The organism is Maribacter dokdonensis DSW-8, from assembly GCF_001447995.1.
Classification (GTDB): domain Bacteria; phylum Bacteroidota; class Bacteroidia; order Flavobacteriales; family Flavobacteriaceae; genus Maribacter; species Maribacter dokdonensis.
In genome coordinates this window covers 103,544-127,708 of the sequence record NZ_LDPE01000007.1, presented here as the reverse complement: position 1 = coordinate 127,708, position 24,165 = coordinate 103,544, and the positions used below count along the sequence as shown (strand labels likewise).

17 protein-coding genes are annotated in these 24,165 nt (G+C 35.8%); 14 read left to right on the top strand and 3 right to left on the bottom strand.

Features of this window, described 5'->3' with window-relative positions; genetic code table 11:
• Nucleotides 1-12 precede the first annotated feature (12 nt).
• The 4 genes from I600_RS17640 to I600_RS17625 all read left to right on the top strand — a co-directional run bounded on the left by I600_RS17640 (nt 13) and on the right by I600_RS17625 (nt 5,072).
• Nucleotides 13-795 (top strand): haloacid dehalogenase type II, encoded by a 783-nt coding sequence (locus I600_RS17640; protein WP_058105893.1) that lies wholly within the window; start codon nt 13-15, stop codon nt 793-795.
• Between the two features lie 68 nt (nt 796-863).
• Nucleotides 864-1,679 (top strand): DUF6503 family protein, encoded by an 816-nt coding sequence (locus tag I600_RS17635; protein ID WP_058105919.1) that lies wholly within the window; start codon nt 864-866, stop codon nt 1,677-1,679.
• Between the two features lie 195 nt (nt 1,680-1,874).
• Nucleotides 1,875-3,593, top strand: coding sequence for a purine-cytosine permease family protein (locus tag I600_RS17630; protein WP_058105892.1), 1,719 nt, complete (start codon nt 1,875-1,877; stop codon nt 3,591-3,593).
• 3 nt (nt 3,594-3,596) lie between these two features.
• A complete protein-coding gene (locus I600_RS17625) occupies nt 3,597-5,072 on the top strand; it encodes a mannitol dehydrogenase family protein (RefSeq protein WP_058105891.1) in 1,476 nt (491 codons plus the stop codon).
• Nucleotides 5,073-5,074: 2 nt separating this feature from the next.
• Here the strand turns inward: I600_RS17625 and I600_RS17620 are convergent, their stop codons facing one another.
• The gene (locus tag I600_RS17620; RefSeq protein ID WP_058105890.1) at nt 5,075-5,476 is read right to left on the bottom strand and encodes a hypothetical protein; all 402 of its coding nucleotides are present in this window, start codon (nt 5,474-5,476) and stop codon (nt 5,075-5,077) included.
• 93 nt (nt 5,477-5,569) lie between these two features.
• On the opposite strand from I600_RS17620, the gene I600_RS17615 reads away from it, so the two are divergent.
• The 7 genes from I600_RS17615 to I600_RS17585 all read left to right on the top strand — a co-directional run bounded on the left by I600_RS17615 (nt 5,570) and on the right by I600_RS17585 (nt 18,129).
• Nucleotides 5,570-7,081 (top strand): sensor histidine kinase, encoded by a 1,512-nt coding sequence (locus I600_RS17615; RefSeq protein ID WP_058105889.1) that lies wholly within the window; start codon nt 5,570-5,572, stop codon nt 7,079-7,081.
• A gap of 4 nt (nt 7,082-7,085) precedes the next feature.
• Nucleotides 7,086-8,138: a response regulator gene (locus tag I600_RS17610; RefSeq protein WP_058105888.1), complete on the top strand. Its 1,053-nt coding sequence runs from the start codon at nt 7,086-7,088 to the stop codon at nt 8,136-8,138.
• A gap of 68 nt (nt 8,139-8,206) precedes the next feature.
• Nucleotides 8,207-9,028 carry a universal stress protein gene (locus I600_RS17605; RefSeq protein ID WP_058105887.1) on the top strand — a complete coding sequence of 274 codons (822 nt, stop codon included), beginning with the start codon at nt 8,207-8,209 and terminating at the stop codon, nt 9,026-9,028.
• A gap of 115 nt (nt 9,029-9,143) precedes the next feature.
• Nucleotides 9,144-11,975: an excinuclease ABC subunit UvrA gene (gene uvrA / locus I600_RS17600; protein ID WP_058105886.1), complete on the top strand. Its 2,832-nt coding sequence runs from the start codon at nt 9,144-9,146 to the stop codon at nt 11,973-11,975.
• Between the two features lie 40 nt (nt 11,976-12,015).
• A complete protein-coding gene (locus I600_RS17595; RefSeq protein WP_058105885.1) occupies nt 12,016-12,702 on the top strand; it encodes an LOG family protein in 687 nt (228 codons plus the stop codon).
• An 8-nt stretch (nt 12,703-12,710) separates the two neighbouring features.
• The gene (locus tag I600_RS17590) at nt 12,711-15,560 is read left to right on the top strand and encodes a M1 family aminopeptidase (RefSeq protein ID WP_082643023.1); all 2,850 of its coding nucleotides are present in this window, start codon (nt 12,711-12,713) and stop codon (nt 15,558-15,560) included.
• Between the two features lie 157 nt (nt 15,561-15,717).
• Nucleotides 15,718-18,129 carry an alpha-ketoacid dehydrogenase subunit alpha/beta gene (locus I600_RS17585; protein WP_058105884.1) on the top strand — a complete coding sequence of 804 codons (2,412 nt, stop codon included), beginning with the start codon at nt 15,718-15,720 and terminating at the stop codon, nt 18,127-18,129.
• Nucleotides 18,130-18,198: 69 nt separating this feature from the next.
• Here I600_RS17585 and I600_RS17580 read toward each other — a convergent pair whose 3' ends face one another.
• Complete coding sequence (locus I600_RS17580) at nt 18,199-20,979, bottom strand: M16 family metallopeptidase (RefSeq protein WP_058105883.1); 2,781 nt, start codon at nt 20,977-20,979, stop codon at nt 18,199-18,201.
• Between the two features lie 293 nt (nt 20,980-21,272).
• Between I600_RS17580 and I600_RS17575 the strand changes: the two genes are divergently transcribed.
• Nucleotides 21,273-21,650, top strand: coding sequence for a DoxX family protein (locus tag I600_RS17575; RefSeq protein ID WP_058105882.1), 378 nt, complete (start codon nt 21,273-21,275; stop codon nt 21,648-21,650).
• A 3-nt stretch (nt 21,651-21,653) separates the two neighbouring features.
• Here I600_RS17575 and holA read toward each other — a convergent pair whose 3' ends face one another.
• Entirely contained in the window at nt 21,654-22,655 is a 1,002-nt protein-coding gene (gene holA, locus I600_RS17570; RefSeq protein ID WP_058105881.1) for a DNA polymerase III subunit delta, read from the bottom strand.
• Between the two features lie 26 nt (nt 22,656-22,681).
• Between holA and I600_RS17565 the strand changes: the two genes are divergently transcribed.
• The gene (locus I600_RS17565; protein WP_058105880.1) at nt 22,682-23,128 is read left to right on the top strand and encodes a type I restriction enzyme HsdR N-terminal domain-containing protein; all 447 of its coding nucleotides are present in this window, start codon (nt 22,682-22,684) and stop codon (nt 23,126-23,128) included.
• A 12-nt stretch (nt 23,129-23,140) separates the two neighbouring features.
• A complete protein-coding gene (locus I600_RS17560) occupies nt 23,141-24,142 on the top strand; it encodes a glycosyltransferase family 2 protein (RefSeq protein WP_058105879.1) in 1,002 nt (333 codons plus the stop codon).
• The last annotated feature ends 23 nt before the right edge of the window (nt 24,143-24,165 follow it).

Genomic DNA, 24,165 nt, shown 5'->3' with positions numbered 1-24,165 from the left:
ATTATATATATCATGAAAAACAACAGAAGAGACTTTATTAAGAAATCAACCATTTTAGGAGCGGCAGGTGCAACAATACCTGCTATAGGCTTTGCTAATAAAAAAGAACCAAAGACCGATAGACCCAAAGTTCTTTTTTTTGATGTCAATGAAACCTTGTTGGATTTAACCGCCATGAAAGATAGCGTAGCCAAAGCCCTTAACGGCAGAAACGACCTGCTACCGCTATGGTTTACAACCATGTTGCAGTACTCCTTGGTTTCCACAGTTGCCAATCAATACAATGATTTTGCCATTATTGGCGCCGCAGCCTTACAAATGGTTGCGGCAAATAACGGTATCACCTTAACTCATGAAGAAGCTAAAAAATCAATTGTTGATCCTATCCGTTTGTTACCCGCACACCCTGAAGTTGCTTCTTCATTGCAGCGCTTAAAAGATGCCGGCTATACTTTAGTTTCATTCACAAACTCATCCAATAAAGGTGTTGAAACACAATTTAAAAATGCAGGACTCACCAAGTATTTTGATCAACGTTTAAGCATTGAGGATATGGGCAAGTTTAAACCACATGTAGATGCATATAATTGGGCAGCCAGAAAAATGAACATCAAACCAGAGGAATGCTTATTGGTAGCGGCCCATGGTTGGGATATTTCTGGAGCATTATGGGCTGGCTGGAGAGGAGCATTCATTAGTAGACCAGGTGCGCAATTGTATCCACTTTCCCCTACCCCAGAAATAAATGAACAAAACTTGAAACTGGTTGCCGATAGACTTATCAGCCTACCATAAGCTTAAAACATTTATATAGCTACATTTAAATGATCAAAAACAAATTACAAGAAACTATACCTATCATCATGAATTATAAAATTTCAAGCCTAATTTTTCTTAGCATACTAACTTTCTCTTGTAAAAACGATAAAAAAGTACAGCATGAGGAAACTGTTACGTCTACCTATAAAAACAAAGGACATGAACTTGTCTCTAAAATGATTGAAAAAGTAGGTGATTACAAAACTTTAAGAAATAAGAAGGATGTAGTTTACACATATACCTACCAAACGCCCGATGGCAAAACCGATATAACAACCGAAAAATACATTTTTGACGGTGAATTATCTTATGGAAAATATGAAAAACACCAGAGAACCTTAAGTAATTTTGATGGTCCCATTGAACAAGGATATAACGGAAAGGTATATTGGCTAAAGCATAATGGAAATATCATCGAAGATTCTGTAGCCCTAAAAAGAGTCGCTTTCAATAGACCTACTAATTTCTATTGGTTTACCATGTTTCAAAAATTATTAGATCCCGGGATAACTTATGAATATTTAGGGGAGAAAACTGTGGATGATAAGAACTATGACATTGTTAAGGTATCATTCGACTTTGGTAACTCCAAACCGACCGACATCTATCAATTGTATATCAACAAGAATACAATGTTAGTAGACCAATTCTTATTTACCGTTGCGGATTTTGGAGCTATGGAAACTCCTAACTTAATGGTATTGGAATATGAAAAAGTAGATGACATGCTTATTCCGACCAAACGTCAATATAAAAAATCTACATGGAATGCAGATGTTACGGATGCTCCTTGGATCAAGGTAAATTGGACCAACATTAAGTTTGATAATGGTTTAAAACTTATTGATTTTCAGAAATAGCACTGTGTTTTTGGCATTTTATTAAATATTTGCACCTATTTGTTACAAAACTGTATTACAAAACTGTTAAAAAATATGGGGGTTTGTATATAATTTAAATACATTGCACCCCTGTTCAAACAGATGTAAGCATACGAAGTCTTGGAACAGTATGCTACATAAATTGTATTACAAACTTAACTACCAACTCAGCTAATGCCAACTACTCAAGATTATTCCGCATTAAAAAAATTAAACGAAGAGCAATTACCCGTTGCAAAACATAAATTACACGATTGGACTCATTTTGCCGGTCTATATGCCGCCGAGCACGTAGCAGCAACTGAATTTGTTATTGGAGCTACTTTCGTAGCCCTTGGAGCAAAAACAATGGATATTATTTTAGGGCTTCTGATCGGTAATATATTAGCGGTCTTAAGCTGGACGTTCATTACCTCTCCTATCGCCGTAGACACAAGATTAAGCTTGTATACCTACCTGAATAAGATTGCGGGGGATTCTATGACCAAGCTTTACAATTGGGCCAATGTCATTATTTTCTCCGTTATATCCGCAGCAATGATTACCGTATCTGCCACTGCGGTACGTTTTGCTTTTGACATTCCGGCACAACTTAATTGGTACCCTACCAATATGTGGTTTGTGGTCATTGTTTTTTGTGTTGGTCTGGTGGTTGTATCCATTGCTTTATATGGTTTTAACGCAGTATCCGAATTTTCTGGAATATGTGCGCCATGGTTATTTGTAATGTTTACCAGCGGTGCTATGGTTTTATTACCTGCATTATCCCTTGATGTTTTAGGAACTACCTTACCCAGCGGATGGAATGAATTGATTTCATTGGGCGATAAATCCATATGGACCGGAATCAACAGTGCTGGGGAACCTGGCATTGGATTATTGGAAGTTATTGGCTTTGCATGGGCCGCCAATACCATTACCCACTTTGGTTTAATTGATATGGCGTTGTTACGATTTGCCAAAAAGAAATCATACGGGCTAGCAACCAGTACGGGTATGATGTTCGGTCATTTCGTTGCATGGATCGCAGCTGGTATTATGGGTGCCGGTGCAGCTGTGATCATAGGTAAAACTATCGTTGAATTAGATCCAGGAGATGTAGCCTTCTATGCTTTGGGATGGTCCGGATTTGTCATTGTTATCGTTGCCGGATGGACCACTGCAATAACTAACTTATATAGGGCAGGGTTGGCTGCACAAGCCATATTCCACAGACACTCTCGTAAAAAAACAACCATTATCGTTGGTCTTATTACCATTGCCATTGCTTGTTTTCCTTTTGTGTTTTCTCAAATTCTGCCCTTACTTACCTATGCCGGTCTATTGGTTGTACCTGTAGGCGCAATAGTATTTGCCGAACACCAAATTTTCCCAAGAATAGGGTACACCCGTTATTGGTCGGCCTACCGTAATCTAACCTTTAGCACACCTGCCATTGCTTCATGGGGATTAGGATTAGTTTTTGGGTTTGGTTTAAATGCCTTAAACGTAATGTCTTTCTTCTATTTATTTATACCTACATGGATTTTCACCATAATCATTTACACCGTTCTTGCCGGTAAATTTGGTGCTAAAAACAAATATCCGGAAGAAAAAGAAAAAGAGAGGTTAAGAAATGAAAAAATCATTTCCTACCAAGAAGAAAAAAGTTTAACCGAAACTAAACCAGTGAAGGACACCACGCTACTCACAAAAATTTTAAAGATAGTATCGCTCATTGCTTTGATCATAACCTTAATTTTGGCGGGCATTGTATTGTTTAGCAGTGCAAGCGAAAATATTTACATTGAAAATAGAGAAACCTTTTACTATTATGCGTTTATATGCACGGTAGTTTACTTTGTTACTGCCTATGCGGCATTATTACGCGGAAAATCTAAAAATATTAGCTAAAAAATGACAAAAGAAACGATGTTGAACTCGAAGAATTTAGCAGAAATAAGCAGACAATTACCTACACCATCTTATCAAAGAGATACTCTTAAATCAGGAATTGTACATGTTGGCGTAGGTGGGTTCCACAGAGCACACCAAGCATATTACACCCATTTATTACAGGAAAAAGAAAATGCATCTGAATGGGGAATTTGTGGTATAGGCTTGCGAAAAGGTGATCAAAAAATACATGATGTATTGCAACAGCAAGACGGTATGTACACCTTAATAATCAAACATCCGGATGGAAAAATTGATTCTAAAGTTATTGGTGCTATCATAGATTTTAAATTGGGATTTGACACTCCCAATGTCGTGATTGACCAAATGGCGCATCCTGACACAAAAATAGTATCATTGACCATCACGGAAGGTGGGTATAATTTTAATCCGGCTACAGGTGAATTCGATTTTGAGAATAAAGATGTGCAACATGAATTAGCGAACCCAGAAGAGCCAAAAACCATTTATGGATTTTTGACCGCTGCCATTAGAAAAAGAAAGGAGAACGGTTTACCGGCCTTTACCGTAATGTCATGTGACAATATTCAACACAACGGAGATGTTGCCAAAGAAATGTTGCTAACTTTTTCCAACAAACAAGATGAAGAGTTAGCTTCATATATTGAAGAAGAGGTGAGCTTTCCTAACAGCATGGTTGATCGCATTACCCCTGTAACCACACAGGCCGACATTGACTATTTAGAACAAACTTACAACCTAAAAGATGAGTGGCCCGTAACTTGTGAGCCTTTTATACAATGGGTCATTGAAGATAACTTTTCTAACGGAAGACCTGCGTTTGAAAAAGTAGGTGTACAATTTGTACCAGATGTAAAACCGTACGAAAAAATGAAACTGCGCCTTTTAAACGCTGGGCATTCCGTGCTAGGCATTTTAGGCGCATTGCATGGTCACCCAACCATTAATGCCTGTATGGAAGATGATCTTTTTGTTACCTATTTAAGAGCTTTTATGGATAAGGAAGCAACACCCGTATTAGATAAGCTAGAAGGAATTGATCTTACAACATATAAGGACAGTCTACAAGAACGTTTTGCCAACCCAAACATAAAGGATAGTGTTAGTAGAATTTGCTCAGAGAGTTCGGCAAAACTTCCTAAATTTTTAATCGCCACCATTCAAGATAATCTGGCTAAGGGTGGCAGTATTAAATATGCAACTTTAGTGATAGCTGCATGGTGTTATTATAGTGATAAGGGCGTAAATAAAAATGGTGAATCCATAGAAATTATAGATGCCATGCAAGACCAACTGCACCAAGCCGCCAGTAAAACCAATGAAGACCCACTTGCCTTTATAAAACAAGAATCTTTATTTGGCAACTTGGCAGAGAATACGACATTCTCCAGTTTGTACAGTGAAATGGTGCAGAAAATATACGCAGACCCAGATATAAAAAAGTTAATGAAATAGCATTAGTTGAGTAACAATTTGATCTTGGCCAAAAGTATTAGCTCAGATTTATTGTTACCTGAAAATGAATTTGCAATAGCCTTGGCCGTTTTTTGGGTCAAGGCTTTTATCTCATCTGAAAAAGCATGTGGATGCTCCTTGTAAAATTCCACAAATTCTCCAAAGCACTCCTTACTCCCTTTTGAAGTTTCCATAAGAACATCAAATACAATTTCAATTTGGTTAGCGGCGTCTGTACCATACCGATCCGTAAAATCATCTACGTACAACCAATCTTCTTTCACCAACTCCTTAACTTTATCCCATTCGTTACTATGTACGCTACCATCGCACATAGCCACGGCATAAAAAAGCTTTCCTAAGCTCTCATAAAGACCGTTCATTGTTTTCGCAGTATTTTCCATTTTATAATTTTTCTATGAATTTACCATGAAAATACAGCTCAGAACCCACTTTATATATGATAAAAATCAGTCGTAATCTATATATTTGATACTATGCAAGATTTTCAAAAGAACAGTGATATCTTCAATTTGCTTTCAGAAGGAGTTTCAGAAGGTATTATTGTTGTTGATGCCCAACAAAATGTAGTGGCCACCAATACGTCTACAGAACAAATGTTTGGGTATGAAAAGGGGGAATTATTAGGAAAACCGTTGGATATCTTAATACCTAAAAGATATCTTGCCAACCATAGTAAAAATGTAAACAAGTTTATTGCCAATAGTGATAAACGACAAATGGGACACGGTAGAAATCTCTACGGCATTACTAAAAGTGGCAAAGAATTTCCGGTAGAGGCCGGCTTAAATCCGTTTGAATTTTACGGATCTACTTATGTTATGGCCTTGGTGATCGATATTACCGAAAGAAAGAACAAAGAAGAAGAACTAAGTCATTGGGCACGAATTTTTGACGAATCCCTCAACGAAATTTTTGTGTTTGATGCAGAAACCTTCAAGTTTTTGAATGTCAATAAAGAAGCGCAAAGAAACATTGGTTATACCATAACGGAAATGTATGAAATGACCCCGGTAGACATTAAACCGGAGTTCAATGAAGAAAACTTTAAAAAATTGATTTCCCCATTACTTAATAATGAAATTCCCAAAGTTAAATTTGAAACGATACACGGTAGAAAGGATGGTTCTACTTACCCAGTAGAAGTTCATTTGCAGTTGTCCGAATTAGGAAAAAAGAAGGTTTTCGTAGCATTTATACTAGATATAACCGAAAGAAAAAATTACACCGAAAATCTAGAGAAAAAAGTTGAGGAACGCACACAGCAATTAACGGAAGCTCTAGCCGTAGAAAAAGAACTCAACGAATTAAAGACCAGGTTTTTATCATTGGTATCGCACGAATTTAAAACGCCTTTAAGTAGTATACTCACCTCTATCACCTTGCTAGGAAAATATACTCAGACCGATCAGCAACCAAAGAGGGACAAACATGTGGCAACAATTAAAAGTAAAGTAAAATATTTAGACACCATACTAACCGATTTTTTATCTGTAGAGCGTTTAGAGTCCGGCAAAGTGAATTACAAAGTAGAAGAATTTCCGTTAAGCAAAATTGTAAACGAAGTAGTATACAATAGTAATATGCTTTTAAAATCTGGTCAACAAATTCATTACCCAGAAAATATTGACGAGCTAAACATCAATTTTGATGAAAAAACACTAGAGTTGGCCTTATCTAATTTAATACATAACGCCATAAAGTACTCTCCTGAAGATACTACTATTACCATTAAAGTGACATTGAACGATACTAACATAATCATTAGCGTAATTGACCAAGGCATTGGTATTCCCCAAGAAGAACAGAAGCATATTTTTAATCGCTATTTTAGAGCAGAAAACGCATTACTAACCCAAGGTACCGGTATTGGTCTTAATATCGCAAAACAACATATGGAAAACTTAGGAGGAAGTCTAGAATTCACCAGTAAAATAAGTGTTGGATCTACGTTTACACTAAGTATACCTAATTTAAAAACCAGCTAACATTATGAAACAAATTCTATTGATCGAAGATGACAAGGCCTTACGTGAAAACACGGAAGAACTTTTAGAATTAGCTGGTTATAGCGTAAATACCGCACCCAACGGAAAAATAGGTGTTGATGCAGCCATTGAAGATGTGCCGGACATTATTATTTGCGACATTATGATGCCAGAATTGGATGGCTATGGAGTGCTACAACAATTATCTAATAACGAAAAAACAAAACAAATTCCTTTTATCTTTTTATCGGCTAAAACTGAGCACAAAGAAATACGGAAAGGAATGGATCTAGGTGCAGATGATTACCTTACCAAGCCTTTTGATGAAGAAGATCTTATCAGCGCTATTGAAAGTAGACTTGCAAAAGCAGAATTGATTAAACGTATGCAAGATGAGAGCACCAAAGAACATGGTGTCACAGATAATGAAATACGTACGGTTCATGAACTCAAAAACTTCTTTGACGACAATGGTGAGGTTTCCAGTTTTAAAGCAGGGGAATCAATTTATGATGAGGGTGCCAGATCAAACAAGATTTATCTCATCTTAAAAGGTCTTGTAAAGTGCCATAGTATGGATACTGACGGTAAAGAGTTGATTACCTCATTGTCTAAGGCAGATGACTTCTTAGGTTTCACCTCTTTTTTAAATAACGTACCGTACCAAGAGACTGCCACGGCTTTAGAAACGGTAGAACTTGCAGGGATTTCTAAAGATAACCTCAAAACAATACTGAATGAGAACAAGAACATCTCTATGGAATTAATGGAGTTGTTGTCTGAAAACATTTCGATGATCAAAGCCCAATTATTACAAATGGCCTATAGCTCCGTTCGAAGAAAAACGGCGCAGACCTTACTCCAATTTGCCGAGTTAATGAATACCAAACCCAATGAACCCATACGAATTTCTAGGAATGATTTGGCAAGTGTTGCCGGCATAGCTACAGAGAGTTTAATACGTACATTATCTGGTTTTAAAAAAGAAGGACTCATTGTTATTGAAGGTAGAAACATTCAAATTATAGAGTTAAAGGCCTTACAATATGTAAATTAATTCAAATCTGATAAATATCATTTACCAGCATTTAATATGGGATTACTTTTGACGAGTAAGCCTTATGAATGAAACACATATTAATTCCTACTGATTTCTCGGCAAATTCTTGGAATGCGCTAAAATATGCCGCATGCCTGTATGGCTATGACCAATGCACCTTTTATGTACTATATGTTGAAGAATTAAGTGACAAATCTGTCAATAAAAATAGTATAGGTACATCATTACCCATACATAAAAAACTGAATCTCTTTTTTGATCAATTAGCACAATTAAAGTCTAACTTTTTACATCAGTTTATCACTTTAAGAGATTATGGCAACTTTACCGACATCATTAAAAAAACCGTGGACGAAAAAAAAATAGACCTTATTATTATGGGTGCAAAAGGCACTTCAAATTATGAACACACTATTTTTGGCCGCAATACAGTAAATGTAATTACAAAAGTACCATGCAATGTATTGGTGGTATCAGACAAAGTTTCTATCAAAAAACCAAGCAAAATTGGGTTTCCAACAGATTATAACATTTTCTACACCTACCCCATTCTTAAATCTTTGACCGAAGTTTTACAAATATCAAATGCGACCTTAGACGTGGTTCATGTTACGCAGGCAAAAACAAACTTCTCAAACACCCAAATTGCCAACAAAGCTTACTTGCATGATTATTTAAAGGAAATGTTTACAGGTTTTCATTGCTTCAAAGAAATTCAAGGATTGAACATTAAAGAAACCATTACCACCTATCTGACTGACAATAGTGTTGAAATGCTTACCATGGCAGCAAAAAATATAAATCTGTTCCAGCAATTATTTTTCAATCCTTCCAAATCACAATTAAACCATCAATCATCTGTACCCTTGCTCGTTCTTCATGAATAAATAACATCATATACGTATTGCATTAAAAATTAAAGAGATTATAGCATTTCAAACTAAAAGGTAACGTATGTAATTCGCACTCAAAATCGTACTTTTGCAACTTTGCTGTGAATACATGATTAATTTTGAAGAAAACATAGAGGTCAAGGGCGCACGCGTTCATAACCTTAAAAATATAGATGTTACCATACCTAGAGATAAATTGGTCGTTATTACCGGTCTATCTGGTAGTGGCAAATCATCATTGGCATTCGATACCATTTATGCAGAAGGACAAAGACGATATATTGAAACGTTTTCTGCCTATGCAAGACAATTTTTGGGAGGTTTAGAACGCCCAGATGTTGATAAGATAGATGGCTTGTCTCCTGTAATTGCCATAGAACAAAAAACCACTTCAAAATCTCCAAGATCTACCGTTGGTACCATTACCGAAATTTATGATTTCTTAAGGCTACTTTACGCCCGTGCTGCAGATGCGCATAGTTACAATACTGGTGAAAAGATGGTAAGCTATAGCGATGAGCAAATTAAAAACTTGATCATTGAATCTTATTTAGACAAGAAAATCAACATTCTTGCACCAGTAATTAAGTCAAGAAAAGGGCATTACCGTGAACTTTTTGAGCAGATAGCCAAACAAGGTTTTTTAAAGGTAAGAGTTGACGGTGAAATAAAGGATATTGTAAAGGGCATGAAAGTGGACCGTTACAAAACCCATGATATAGAGATCGTTATAGACAGGTTAAAGGTTGCAGAAAGTGAGGACTTTCATAAACGATTATCAGAAAGTATCAATACGGCCATGTATAGTGGTGACAACGTCTTAATGGTGATTGAAGAAGGCACCGATATACCTAGGTATTTCAGTAGGGATTTAATGTGCCCCACCACAGGCATCTCCTATCCTACTCCTGAGCCCAATACATTTTCTTTTAATTCCCCTAAGGGTATGTGTCCCAATTGTAAAGGATTAGGCCATGTGTATGAGGTGAATGAAAAGAAAATATTCCCTAACAAAAAATTATCCATTAAAGGTGGTGGTATTGCTCCTTTGGGAGATTACAAAAAGTCATGGGCCTTTAAACAAATAGAAACTATTGCCGAACGATATAGTTTTAAAATCACGGACCCAATAGACACTATTCCTGCTGAAGCTATTGAGATTCTGTTGAACGGAGGCAAAGAAAGTTTTGATGTAGATTCAAAAACCTTAGGTGTTAAACGCACCTATAAGATAGATTATGAAGGTATATCAAACTTTATAAAAAATCAGTTCGAGGAGGCCGCTTCTACTTCAATCAAAAGATGGGCAAAAGAGTATATGGACAAAATTACATGTCCTACATGTACAGGTTTTCGCCTAAAAAAGGAATCACTTTATTTCAAAATTGAAGAGAAGAATATTGCCGAATTGGCAAATTTTGACATTGTTGAACTTGCATCATTTTTTAAAGGGTTAGACAAAAAACTTAGTGGTAACCAGCTAAAAATAGCCGAAGAAATCATTAAGGAAATTACCACAAGAATACAGTTTTTATTAGATGTAGGTTTAGATTACCTTTCATTGAACAGAAGTTCTAAATCGCTCTCAGGTGGTGAAGCACAACGTATTAGATTGGCCACACAGATAGGTTCACAATTGGTAGGCGTACTCTATATTCTTGATGAGCCTAGTATTGGGCTACACCAACGAGATAACGAAAGATTAATAAAATCGTTGGAATCTTTAAGGGATATAGGAAATTCTGTCATAGTAGTGGAACATGACCGTGATATGATTGAGCGTGCAGACCATGTCATTGACATAGGTCCAAAAGCGGGTAAGAACGGTGGTGAAATAATTTCTCAAGGAACACCGGAAGAGTTAAAACATGTACATACCTTGACCGCGGATTACATGACGGGAGTTAAGGAGATTGAAGTTCCTAAAAAAAGAAGAGAAGGCAACGGTAATGAGATTGTGTTATCTGGCTGCACAGGTAACAACTTAAAGAACATTACCGTAAAATTCCCACTGGGGAAAATGATCGGGGTAACCGGTGTCTCAGGTAGTGGAAAATCTACCTTGATCAATGAGACGCTTTATCCTATAATGAACGCACATTACTTTAATGGCGTTAAAAAACCAATGCCTTATAAAAAGATAACCGGTCTAGAGCATATAGATAAAGTAATTGACATTAACCAATCTCCCATTGGTAGAACACCAAGATCAAACCCTGCAACATACACCGGTGTGTTCAGCGAAATAAGATCTTTGTTCGCAAAAACCACCGAAGCATCTATAAGGGGGTATAAACCAGGTAGATTCAGTTTTAATGTAAAAGGCGGTAGATGTGAAACCTGTCAAGGTGGAGGTCTAAGGGTCATAGAAATGAATTTCTTGCCCGATGTTTATGTGGAATGTGAAACCTGCAACGGCAAAAGATTCAATAGGGAAACCTTGGAAATACGCTATAAAGGCAAATCTATATCAGACGTTCTGGAAATGACCATTAACGAAGCCGTATCATTTTTTGAACTTATTCCAAAAATACATCGTAAGTTAAAGACCATCCAAGATGTAGGATTGGGATATATATCGTTGGGGCAACAATCCACCACCCTATCCGGGGGAGAAGCACAACGTATAAAATTGGCTACCGAACTTTCTAAAAGAGATACCGGTAATACCTTCTATATTTTAGATGAACCTACAACCGGACTTCATTTTGAAGATATAAGGGTTTTGATGGAAGTTTTGAATAAATTAGCCAATAAAGGAAATACTGTGTTAGTTATTGAACATAATATGGACGTAATTAAAATGGTAGACCACATTATTGATATTGGTTACGAAGGTGGTCGCTCAGGAGGGCAATTGGTTGCCAAAGGTACTCCAGAGCAAGTAGCTAAAAACAAGAAAAGCTACACGGCTAAATTTTTAAAGAGAGAATTAAAATAATAAATAGATAAAAAAATTATCTAAAAGAATATATAAACGAATGAGATCAGAAAAACATCACAAAGGCTGGAATGAAATAAAAACCAATGACTCTTGGGCCATTTTTAAGATAATGGGAGAGTTTGTAAATGGTTTTGAGCGTATGAGCAAGATTGGCCCATGTGTATCTATTTTTGGTTCTGCCAGAACCAAAGAAGAAGACCCTTACTACAAATTGGCGGTTTCTATTGCAAAAAGTATAGCAGAAGCTGGCTATGGTGTAATTACTGGTGGTGGCCCTGGTATTATGGAAGCGGGTAACAGAGGTGCAAATCTTGCCGGTGGAACTTCTGTGGGTCTGAACATAGACCTTCCTTTTGAACAGCATGACAATCCCTATATCGACAATGATAAAAGCTTGGATTTTGATTACTTCTTCGTAAGGAAAGTAATGTTCGTAAAATATTCTCAAGGTTTTGTGGTAATGCCAGGTGGCTTTGGAACTTTAGATGAGCTTTTTGAAGCAATAACGTTAATACAAACACATAAAATTGGTAAGTTCCCGATCATATTGGTTGGCAGTGAATTCTGGACAGGTCTTATGGACTGGGTTAAAGGCACCATGTTGAAGATGGGCAATATAAGTCCGGAAGATTTAAACCTTATCAAAATAGTAGATACAGAAGAAGAAGTAGTTGAAATAATCGATTCCTTTTACAAAGGGCACAGCATGAGTCCTAATTTTTAATCTAAGCCTTGGTACGTAACTTTCAATCCTTTTTCCTTTACTGTATTATTCTCTTAGTAACCAACATTACTATTGGTTATGCTCAGTATAACACTAACCTTACAGTTAGTTTAAACGAGTATACCAAAGAGTTGGATATTAAGCAAGAATTCACCTATTTCAATAAATCTAACTATAATTTAGGTGTTATATATTTCAACGATTGGGCAAATGCCTATTCAGATAAAAACACAGCATTAGCAAAGAGGTTTGCTCAAGAATTCAAAAAATCGCTTCATTTGGCAAAAGCAGATGAACGCGGTAAAACTACAATTACAAGTGTAGTCGACGAAACCTATAATGGACTTGAATGGAGCCGTACGGAAGGTAAAGATATAGTAAAGGTCACCTTAAAAGATATTCTACCACCTGGCGAGTCTACCAAAATCCATATCACTTATAAAGTGAAGTTACCACCAAATAAGTACACTCCGTATGGTTATGATAATAAGGGAGATTACTATCTAAAAGATTGGTACCTAACACCTGCGGTTTATGATGGCAAATGGCACCTTTACTCAAATAAGAACATTGAGGATTTATATATGGACGTGACCAATACGGTCATAAATTTTAAATTTCCAGATAGTCTTTTTTTAGCTTCAAACTTTGATATAACATCAGAATCCTCTTTTCCAAATGGTCAATTTGCCCAATTAAAAGGTAATCTGCAACGTGGTGGTGAAATCATTCTAAACCCACAAAAAAACTTTATAACACACAGAACGCCATACATGACGTTCCTAACGGATTTTAGAGCACCAAGATACAGTCCAATAGGTCAAGGGCTATCCATTAACAAGGTTGCCAATTTTATACATAACAATCTTGGTGACTACCCTCATGAAAAGATATTGGTTAGCGAGCTGGATTATAACAAAAATCCGCTTTACGGTATAAACCAACTCCCCTCTTTCATTAGACCGTATGAAGAACAATTTCAATTTGAAATGAAATTCTTGAAAACGGCCATCAATAGTATTTTAAAAGAGACTATGTTCTTAAACCCACGTAAAGAACAGTGGTTGAACAGCGCCATAGCCAACTATTTAATGATTGCCTTTGTAGAGCAATATTACCCAGACCAAAAGCTCATGGGCAAACTTTCTAAAATATGGGGCTTTAGAAGTTTTGAACTGGCCAAAATGGATTTTAACGACCAATATTCTTTTCTTTATAATTTAACTGCTCGTAAAAATTTAGATCAGGCATTAGAAACCTCTAATGATTCTTTAATAAAATTCAATCAAAAAATTGCCAATAAATACAAGGCAGGTCTAGGATTAGCATATTTAGCGGATTATATAGGCAAAGAACATGTTGATGAAAGTATAAAAACCTTCTTCAAGTATTTTAAGTTAAATAACGTCAAAGTTCATGATTTTGAGTCTATTTTAAAACGATCAACCGACGTTGATATCAATTGGTTTTTTAATGATTATGTTTCTACAGATCGTAAGATAGATTTCAAGATCAAGAAAGTAAAAAAGGAAGCAGACTCCCTACATATTACCCTTAAGAACAAGGAAGGAACCAACGTGCCTATTTCTGTTTTTGGTTTAAAGAAAGATTCCGTAATATCAGAATATTGGTTTAAAGATATAGAATTAGAAGAAACCTTTAGCATACCCAATAATCAAGAAGATAGACTTGTTCTTAATTATGACCAAAAGATTCCTGAGTTTAACCAGCGAGATAATTGGAAATCACTTAAAGGCTTTTTATCAAGCAACAAAAAGCTAAAGTTTACCTTTTTTAAAGATGCTGAGAATCCATATTACAACCAGGTATTCTATGTTCCCATATTAAATTTTAACGTGTATGATGGCTGGGTACCGGGTATGCGACTTTATAACAAAACCTTGCTTGAGAGACCCTTTGTCTATGACTTTGCCCCGTCTTATTCCTTTAGGGAAAAAGCCTTTGTAGGCTATGGAAAATTCAACTACAGAAAGTACTTAAGTAAAAGTGGATTATATGTAGCAAACTACGGTATTGGTGCATCTACCTCCCATTTCAATGAAAATTCCAGATACACATCTATAACTCCGTCTTTAAGTTTTGGATTTAGACCAGCTGATCTCTTATCGAACAAAAGAGAGTTTCTTTCATTTAGGTATGTAAATATTTTAAGGGACTTTGACCCTTCTTTACAGAATTTGGCCAACGATCCAGAAAACCCAGATTATAGTGTGTTTAATGCTAGATACATCAATAGGGACAATGGAATACTGGATTACAAATCATGGTTTTTAGATTTTCAGCTAGCAGGAAATTTCAGTAAACTATCATTTGAATATGAATACCGAAAATTATTTGAGAATAACAGACAGTTAAATCTTAGATTTTTTGCCGGTAAATTTTTAAGTAATAAAACCCAAACGGACTTTTTCAGTTTTGCCTTAGATCGCCCAACAGATTACTTGTTTGATTACGGATATTTAGGAAGATCAGAGGACTCAGGTATTTATAGTCAGCAAATTATTATCGCAGAAGGGGGATTTAAATCTTTCTTAGATCAACGATACCGTTTTTCAAATGATTGGATGGCAACCATGAACGGAAGCTTTAATCTTTGGAAATGGATTGAGCTTTATGGTGATGCCGGTTTAGTAAAAAACAGGGATTTTGACGGTAAATTCGTTTATGATTCTGGTGTCAGATTAAATTTGGTTACCGACTACTTTGAACTTTACCTACCAGTATACTCCAACAACGGATGGGAAGTGTCTCAACCAAATTATGGTGAAAAAATAAGATTCATCATTACCGTAAGTCCAAAAACCTTAACAGGGCTTTTCACAAGAAAATGGTTTTAAACTAAGAATTTCTAATACGGTCCGTAGAATTTTTACAATAAATTAAGATATTTTTAAAAAAATATCAAATTTGTTGAAAAATATGGAATAAATTAACTGGTAAGAGCGTTGCTAGAAAGTACTTGATTCGGTAATTTTGTATAAACACGTTTAATACATGGATGTTTCTTCTAAAACCAGTAATGATATTTCTTTCGAAGATTTCAAAGAACAAATTATCAATGACTATGAAATTGCTTTTTTAAGCAGAACCTGTAGTTTATTGGGAAGAAAGGAAGTGCTTACCGGTAAAGCCAAATTCGGGATTTTTGGTGACGGTAAAGAACTTCCACAACTTGCCATGGCCAGATCTTTTAAAAACGGAGATTTTAGAAGTGGTTATTATAGAGATCAAACGTTTATGATGGCGTTGGGTCTTTTACATCCCAAGGAGTTTTTTCACGCCCTTTATGCCACTACCGATATAGAAAAAGAACCTATGAGCGCGGGAAGGCAGATGGGCGGACACTTTCTTACCCACAGCTTAAATGCCGATGGTAGTTGGAAAGATTTGACCAAACAAAAAAACAGTAGTGCAGATATCTCTTGTACCGCTGGACAAATGCCACGTCTATTAGGTTTGGCACAAGCATCAAAAGTTTATAGAAATCAAAAGGGACTAGATAGTGCAAAATTCTCCGTTAATGGAAATGAGATAGCTTGGGGTACCATAGGTAATGCAAGTACAAGCGAAGGCATGTTCTTTGAAACTATAAATGCTGCAGGTGTATTACAAGTACCAATGGTCATAAGTATATGGGATGATGAATACGGTATATCAGTACCTGCAAAGTTTCATACTACTAAAGAAGATATATCTGAAATACTCTCAGGATTTCAAAGAACAGAGGACAATAGCGGTTATGAAATTTTAAAAGTTAATGGCTGGGACTATACCGCCCTTATGCATGCTTATGAAAATGCTGCCGATATTGCCAGACAAGAGCACGTACCTGTTTTAATTCACGTAAAAGAATTAACACAACCTCAGGGACACTCTACATCTGGATCCCATGAACGTTACAAAGACAATGAGCGATTAGAATGGGAACGTGACCATGATTGCAACAAACGCTTTAAAGAATGGATTTTAGAGTCTGGTATTGCCACAACAGAAGAACTGGCAACTATTGAAAAAAGAATTAAGCGTACTGTTCGTGAAGCAAAAAAAGAAGCTTGGGACGAGTATTTAAAAACCTTGCTTTCCAATAAAACAATATTGGTCAATTTAATTGATAAAGTTGCTGCTACAAGTCCGAACAAAAACTTCTTGAATAAATTAAAGAACGATTTAATTGCCACGGAAGAACCTGTTCGTAAAGACTTAGCCATTACCGCAAGAAAATCCCTGCGTTATTTAATTGGTGAGAATACACCCGAAAAGCAAGATTTAATTAATTGGACTACCAATTTCTTGGCAGAAGCTCAAGAAAAGTATAGTTCTCACCTTTACAGTGAAAATGATAGTAAAGCAAGTAACATTACCGCAATAAACCCAAGTTACAATGACGATTCAGAGCTAGTTGACGGCAGGGTAATTTTACGTGACAATTTTGACAAATTATTTGAAAAATACCCAAATACACTAATCTTTGGTGAAGATACTGGAGCAATTGGAGATGTAAACCAGGGGCTAGAAGGAATGCAGCAAAAGTATGGCAAAATACGTGTTGCAGATACCGGTATACGTGAAACCACCATTATTGGGCAAGGAATAGGAATGGCCCTTAGAGGACTAAGACCCATTGCAGAAATACAGTATTTAGATTATATATTTTATGCACTGGCAACGCTTACAGATGATTTGGCTTCATTACTTTACAGAACTGCCGGAAAACAAAAAGCACCGCTAATTATAAGAACAAGAGGTCACCGATTAGAGGGGATATGGCATTCTGGATCAGAAATGGGCGGATTGATTCATTTGTTACGAGGCATGTATATTTTAGCGCCTAGAAACATGACACAAGCTGCCGGTTTTTACAATACCCTTTTAAAAAGTGATGAGCCTGCCTTAGTCATTGAAAGTCTTAACGGCTATAGGTTAAAAGAAAAGAAACCAAAGAACTTAGGTGAATTCTGTACCCCGATCGGTAAGGTTGAAACATTAAAGGAAGGAAAAGACATAACACTGGTATCGTACGGTTCCACACTACGAATTGTTGAAAAAGCAGCAAAAGAATTAATAGAGGTTGGTATTGATGCAGAAGTTATAGATGCGCAGACCTTATTACCTTTTGATATTGAAATGGAGGTTTTAGAAAGTGTTAAAAAGACGAATAGACTTTTGGTCATAGATGAAGATGTTCCTGGAGGATGCTCTGCTTACTTGCTAAATGAAATTATAGAAAGACAAGGGGCATTTAAATACTTGGACAGTGCACCACAAACTTTAAGCGCAAAAGCTCATAGACCTGCATATGGTTCAGATGGGGATTATTTCTCCAAACCCAATAGAGAAGATATTTTCGAAAAGGTGTATAGCATTATGCATGAAGTCCACCCAGACGATTATCCTAAATTGAGATAAAATCAATACGATCATAAAATAAAATAGTCCCATTTAAAATGGGACTATTTATATTTTATGTGTTCAACTTTAATTTTTAATCTCAGGCTTCACCTCCTTTATAGCTGGTTTTTTAGGGTTACCATCGGCATCTATTTCAATAATGGCATCAAAACCCAATTCATCTAATTTGTCCGCAATTTTTGCCCTATCGCCTACCATAAACCAATTTACAGCTTCTGGTTTAACCACTTTTTTACTCACATCTCTCACTTCTTGCAATGAAAGGTTACGTACATTGGCATCATATTTTTGATAATAATCATCTGGCAAACCATAATTGACCAAATTTGTTATAGACTGGTTTACAGAGCTATTAGTCTCCCATTGACCGGGCAGACTTAAAATTTGATTGGTCTTCACTTTTTCCAATTCTTCCTTTGTTACCGGTCGTGTAGAAATAAACTCAGATATCTCTTTTCGCAATTCTGTAACGGATTCAGCAGATTTATCAGTTTGCACAGGTGCGTACATTATAAACGGTCTTTCAGCTTTAGCGCCCATAACAAAACCACTAGCTCCATAAGCCCAATGTTTATCTTCCCTTAAATTCATATTAATTCTAGATGTGAAATCACCACCCAGAATACTGACCATCTGCTCTAATGCAATTTGAGAGACATCTCCGTATTTTTCAGTTAAATGTCCTGCCAAAATCACTGATTGCTCAGACTCTGGCCTATCCATTAAATAAAGTGTATTTTTCGAATTTACTTTTGGTGTGGTAAACGTAATATTAGGTACATCTGCCTTTTTCCATTTTCCTAAAGCCTTTTCTAACTTCAATTTTAAATCTTTCATTTCTATATCACCAGTAACTACCAAAGTTGCATTGTTAGGTCTTATCCACGTAGCGTAGAACTTTTGCACATCATCTTTTGAGAGCTTAGAAACCGTCTCCGTATAACCTGTACCTGTGTATGGATTACTATAAGGATGACCTTCACCATATAAATACTTGTTCATCACCCTCAGTGCCATGGAAATAGGTTGAGATTTCTCTTGCTGTATTCTGTTTAATTGTTCATCCTTTAAACGATCAAATTCCTTTTCTGGGAAAGCAGGATTCAAAACAACATCGGCAAATAAATCAATACTAGCATCTAAACTTGGTTTCAGAGTATTAAGATAAATATTAGAATTATCTTGACTGGAGTACGTGTAAAGACTTGCCCCTAATAATTGAAGTTTCTCGTTTATTTCTAAAGAATTTAAATCTTTAGTTCCTTCATCCAATAAATCCATAGCCAAAGCAGCAGTACCCGGACTTGAAAGATAATCGGTTTTATATCCTGCATTAAACATTAAATTCATGACAACGGTAGGTACACCGGTTCTTTTTGCAAGTACTATATTAAGACCGTTAGATAATTTATCTCTTTGTAAGGCTGGAAATTGAGAACTTTTAGCTTCTCCTACTTCTGGCAATTTGCTGCGATCTACAGTACTTTTAGTAATGGTATATTCCGGAAATGGTTTACAAAGTAGAATATGTTTACCCCTAGTAAGCCACTTTTTAGTTGTATTCTGAATATCCAGTACAGTAGCATTTTCAACATATTGCAACACGGTTTTATAATAAGCTGCATCATCAAAATAAGTTTGATTAGATGCTAGAATATCTGATACTCCACCAAAGCCGCCAATACGCTCCAAACCTTTTATAAAACTTGAAAAATAAGCCGCTTTTACCCTTTTAAGTTCACTTTCGGTAGGTCCTTCTTCAATTAATTTGGCTAACTCTTCTTCCATAATCTGTTGAACCCTATCAATATCTCCCTCTGGCTTTACATTTGCCCAAGTGATAAATTCACTTGCAATTTCATTTGAAGCTTGAAAAGAAACCACAGAACTAGCAACTTGCTCATCATATACCAATCTTTTGTACAATCTAGAGTTTTTACCACTTGTCAATATAGAAGAGATTAGATCAAAATGAATGTCTTCTTTATTGCCAAATTCTGGCGTATTCCAACTAAATAAAATTCTAGCTTCTGGCACTCTGTCTTCATAAACTTGATAGGTGTCTGAACTTTTTAAAGGAATATTCACTTCTTGTCTAGCTATTGTTGGCCCAGAAGGTATATCGCCAAAATAATTCAACACTTTATTATACACCTCTTGAGGATTAATATCTCCTGCAACAGCTACTACGGCATTAGCCGCACCGTAATAAGACTTGAACCACTCTTGTACATCTTCAAGCGAAGCTGCATTTAAATCTTCCATTTCACCAATAACGGTCCATGAATACGGATGCCCTTTAGGGTACATCGCCTTGGTTAAAAGATCCCATTGCTTACCATAGGGTTGATTTTCTCCTTGTCTTTTTTCATTTTGAACAACACCACGTTGTTCATCTAACCTTTCTTGGTCAATTGCCCCTAAAAGGTGTCCCATTCTATCAGACTCTAAAAACAGTACTTGATCTAAGGCCGCAACCGGTACATTTTGAAAGTAGTTGGTACGGTCAGTATTTGTTGTTCCATTTAGATCGGTACCCCCTATTCTCTCCAAAGCTTGAAAATAATCATCGTTATAATTCTCACTACCGTTAAACATTAAATGCTCAAATAAATGTGCAAATCCACTTTTACCTGGTTTCTCGTTCTTAGAACCTACATGATACCATACGTTCACTGCAGCAATTGGTGCCTTATGGTCTTCATGCACCAACAAGGTTAAACCATTAGGTAATATGAACCTTTCGTATTTTAGATCAATTTGATCAGATTTAAATTCAAAATCTTGTGCGTGCTGTTTTGTTAAACAAAACAAACACAGCATAATAAATAAGATTGTTTTTTTCATGATGAATACTTTTTTAATGATTTAAGTAAATATAATCTTTAAAAAAGTATGGAACAATTGTATTATTAGGTACGAAAAAACTTATAAAAACATTGCATTATTCTTAGACGTAAACTTCCTAGGGATCAAGCCCATCTATTTTAACAAAAATTTATAACTATCTAATCTATTGATAATAAAGGTCAGCCTGCCTATTACTGGGCAAAACACATTCTGTAAATACATACTTGCGTCATACCTATAAACAAAAAACAAAAAAAAAATGATACTTTTAAAGGAAATAATTCCGACTAATGAAAAACACCTTATTAAAAGATATTGGTTTAGCTTTTTTTAGAATTGCTGTTTCTGCAATGATGCTAACTCATGGACTTCCAAAATTCCAAAAATTAATTTCAGGAGATTTTCAATTTGCAGACCCATTTGGTATAGGAGCTACGCCTTCATTATTTTTAGCCGTTATTGGTGAATTTGTTTGTCCTATTTTGATCATTATCGGTTTTAAAACACGATTAGCGGCAATTCCACCAGCCATTACTATGGCGGTAGCAGCTTTTGTTGCTCACGGTGCAGATGATTTCAGTACAAAAGAAAAGGCTGTTTTCTATCTGGTTGCATTTATTACCATTTCTTTATTGGGACCAGGAAAATTTGGTATCGATAAAAGATAGATGCTAAACTATTTTATAAAGAAGTTCTTTTAGCAGATCAGCCTCTTTCATTGGGCTTGCCCCTACACCTTTACCCTTAAGATCCATTTCCCGTAGACTGGAAATAATAGCACTTACTTTTTTCATAGGGTAATTTCTAGCTGCCGTCTGTATTTCCTTTACAAAATATGGATTAATACGCAATGTACTGGCTACATTCTTAGGAGAATGATCACTTAGCGCATGATATTGTAACAGTTGGGTAAAAAATGAATGTAATAAGGTTATTGTCAATATAAACGGGTTATCCTTAGGATTTTGAGCAAAGTAATTAATGATTTTAGTAGCTTTTACTATATCCCTATCACCAATGGCCCGTTTTAATTCAAAATTATTATAATCCTTACTTATGCCTATATGTTCTTCAATATGCTGAGGATTAATTTCTGTCTCCTTAGGAAGAACCAGTTTTAGTTTTTCTAATTCTTTACTGATTTTCCCTAAATCCGTACCCAGATATTCTATCAATAACAATGAAGCTTTATGGGAAATGGTATAGCCATGCCCTAAAAGATGCTTTCTAAGCCAGTCACTCACTTGATTTTCGTATAACTTTTTACTCTCAAAGATTACACCGTTCTTTTTAATGATCTTGTGTAACTTTTTACGCTTATCAAGCTTTTTATATTTATAGCACATAACAAGGACGGTTGTTCGCTGCGGATTTTCTGCATAGGCACATAGATCCTCTATAGTTCTAGAAAGGTGTTGGGCTTCTTTTACTATTACCACTTGTCTTTCTGCCATCATTGGATAGCGCTTGGCGTTACCAACAATATCGTCTATAGAAACATCTTTTCCATAAAGTACCATTTGGTTAAAGCCTTTCTCTTCTTCCGTCAACACTTTAGCACCAATAAAATCTGATATTTTATCAATAAAATACGCCTCTTCGCCATATAAGAAGTAAATAGGACTTATTTGTCCTTTCTTGATCGCATTGACTATTTGTACAGCTTCATCCATTCAGAAAAATTCATCAACTTTGTATAATGCAGCCACTAAATTTTCCCAGCTACACTTTCAGGGTCAAAAATAGCGAAAATAGACCCTTAATATTTGACGAAATACGTAAAAAATTTATAGTACTTACTCCAGAAGAATGGGTAAGGCAGCATGTGGTAAAATTCTTGATACAAGAAAAAAATTATCCGATCAGTCATATCAACGTTGAAAAGCAGATTACCTTGAACGGGTTAAAAAAAAGATATGATATAGTAGTATTTAAGCCAGATGGAAAATTAGATATACTTGTAGAGTGTAAAGCACCGGAAATTACCATTTCCCAAAATACATTTGATCAGATTGCACAATACAATTTTAAACTTAACGCCAACTACCTAATGGTCACTAACGGACTCGCACATTATTACTGTCAAATGGACTTTGTTGCGGAAAAATATCAATTCATGCAGGAAATTCCTGATTTTAGCCGTTAATTTGCGATCGTTTTGAAGATAGCCGTAGTCATATTAAACTGGAATGGTGAAGTGCTTTTAGAGAGGTACCTACCTTCTGTTATCTCATATTCTCAAGGAGCGGATATATATGTTGCCGATAATGCTTCTACAGATGGTTCGGTAGCATTTATCACTGAAAATTACCCTACGGTAAAAATCATTCAAAATGCCGTTAACGGAGGGTTTACAAAAGGGTATAATGATGCACTTGTTCATGTAGATGCCGATATTTTCTGCTTGTTAAACTCAGATGTAGAAGTATCGCCCAACTGGTTAATACCTATTAAGGAAACTTTCAATAATGTGCCAGACGCTGCCATTATACAACCAAAAATACTGGACCTTCTTAAAAAAGACCACTTTGAATATGCAGGTGCAGCCGGTGGTTTTATAGACCAATTAGGATATCCTTTTTGTAGGGGTAGGCTTTTTCAAACTTTAGAAAAAGACAACGGGCAGTATAATGATGTTAGAGAAATTTTTTGGGCAACCGGAGCCTGCATGTTCATTAAGAAATCTGTTTTTCATGAACTCAATGGTTTTGATGAAGATTACTTTGCCCACCAGGAAGAAGTAGATCTCTGTTGGAGAGCAAAAAACCATGGGTATAAAATATTATATGTGGGTACATCGCATATATTTCATTTAGGAGGTTCTACCTTAAGTAACATGAATCCTAAAAAGACGTATTTAAATTTCAGAAATACACTATTCTCCATTACAAAGAACCTGCCCAGACGAAAAGCCTTTATAATTATCTTCTTAAGATTACTGTTAGATGGTATTGCAGCAATACGATTTCTTTTTCAGTTAAGATTCAAACACTTTTTCGCTATTTTTAGGGCACATTTAAGCTTTTACAGACAATTTAGAAAAATGTATAAAAAACGGGAAAAAACTCAATTCCTGAGAAAATACTATGTTACGAAGTCCATTGTATGGTCTTACTTCGTACATAGAATAAGTAATTTTAACATTTTAGTAAAAGATTAACTAACAACACATATAAGTGACTT

Coding starts and splice junctions, on each gene's coding strand:
- I600_RS17640 (WP_058105893.1), top strand. CDS start 13: ATGAAAAACAACAGAAGAGACTTTATTAAGAAATCAACCATTTTAGGA.
- I600_RS17635 (WP_058105919.1), top strand. CDS start 864: ATGAATTATAAAATTTCAAGCCTAATTTTTCTTAGCATACTAACTTTC.
- I600_RS17630 (WP_058105892.1), top strand. CDS start 1,875: ATGCCAACTACTCAAGATTATTCCGCATTAAAAAAATTAAACGAAGAG.
- I600_RS17625 (WP_058105891.1), top strand. CDS start 3,597: ATGACAAAAGAAACGATGTTGAACTCGAAGAATTTAGCAGAAATAAGC.
- I600_RS17620 (WP_058105890.1), bottom strand. CDS start 5,476: ATGGAAAATACTGCGAAAACAATGAACGGTCTTTATGAGAGCTTAGGA.
- I600_RS17615 (WP_058105889.1), top strand. CDS start 5,570: ATGCAAGATTTTCAAAAGAACAGTGATATCTTCAATTTGCTTTCAGAA.
- I600_RS17610 (WP_058105888.1), top strand. CDS start 7,086: ATGAAACAAATTCTATTGATCGAAGATGACAAGGCCTTACGTGAAAAC.
- I600_RS17605 (WP_058105887.1), top strand. CDS start 8,207: ATGAAACACATATTAATTCCTACTGATTTCTCGGCAAATTCTTGGAAT.
- uvrA (WP_058105886.1), top strand. CDS start 9,144: ATGATTAATTTTGAAGAAAACATAGAGGTCAAGGGCGCACGCGTTCAT.
- I600_RS17595 (WP_058105885.1), top strand. CDS start 12,016: ATGAGATCAGAAAAACATCACAAAGGCTGGAATGAAATAAAAACCAAT.
- I600_RS17585 (WP_058105884.1), top strand. CDS start 15,718: ATGGATGTTTCTTCTAAAACCAGTAATGATATTTCTTTCGAAGATTTC.
- I600_RS17580 (WP_058105883.1), bottom strand. CDS start 20,979: ATGAAAAAAACAATCTTATTTATTATGCTGTGTTTGTTTTGTTTAACA.
- I600_RS17575 (WP_058105882.1), top strand. CDS start 21,273: ATGAAAAACACCTTATTAAAAGATATTGGTTTAGCTTTTTTTAGAATT.
- holA (WP_058105881.1), bottom strand. CDS start 22,655: ATGGATGAAGCTGTACAAATAGTCAATGCGATCAAGAAAGGACAAATA.
- I600_RS17565 (WP_058105880.1), top strand. CDS start 22,682: ATGCAGCCACTAAATTTTCCCAGCTACACTTTCAGGGTCAAAAATAGC.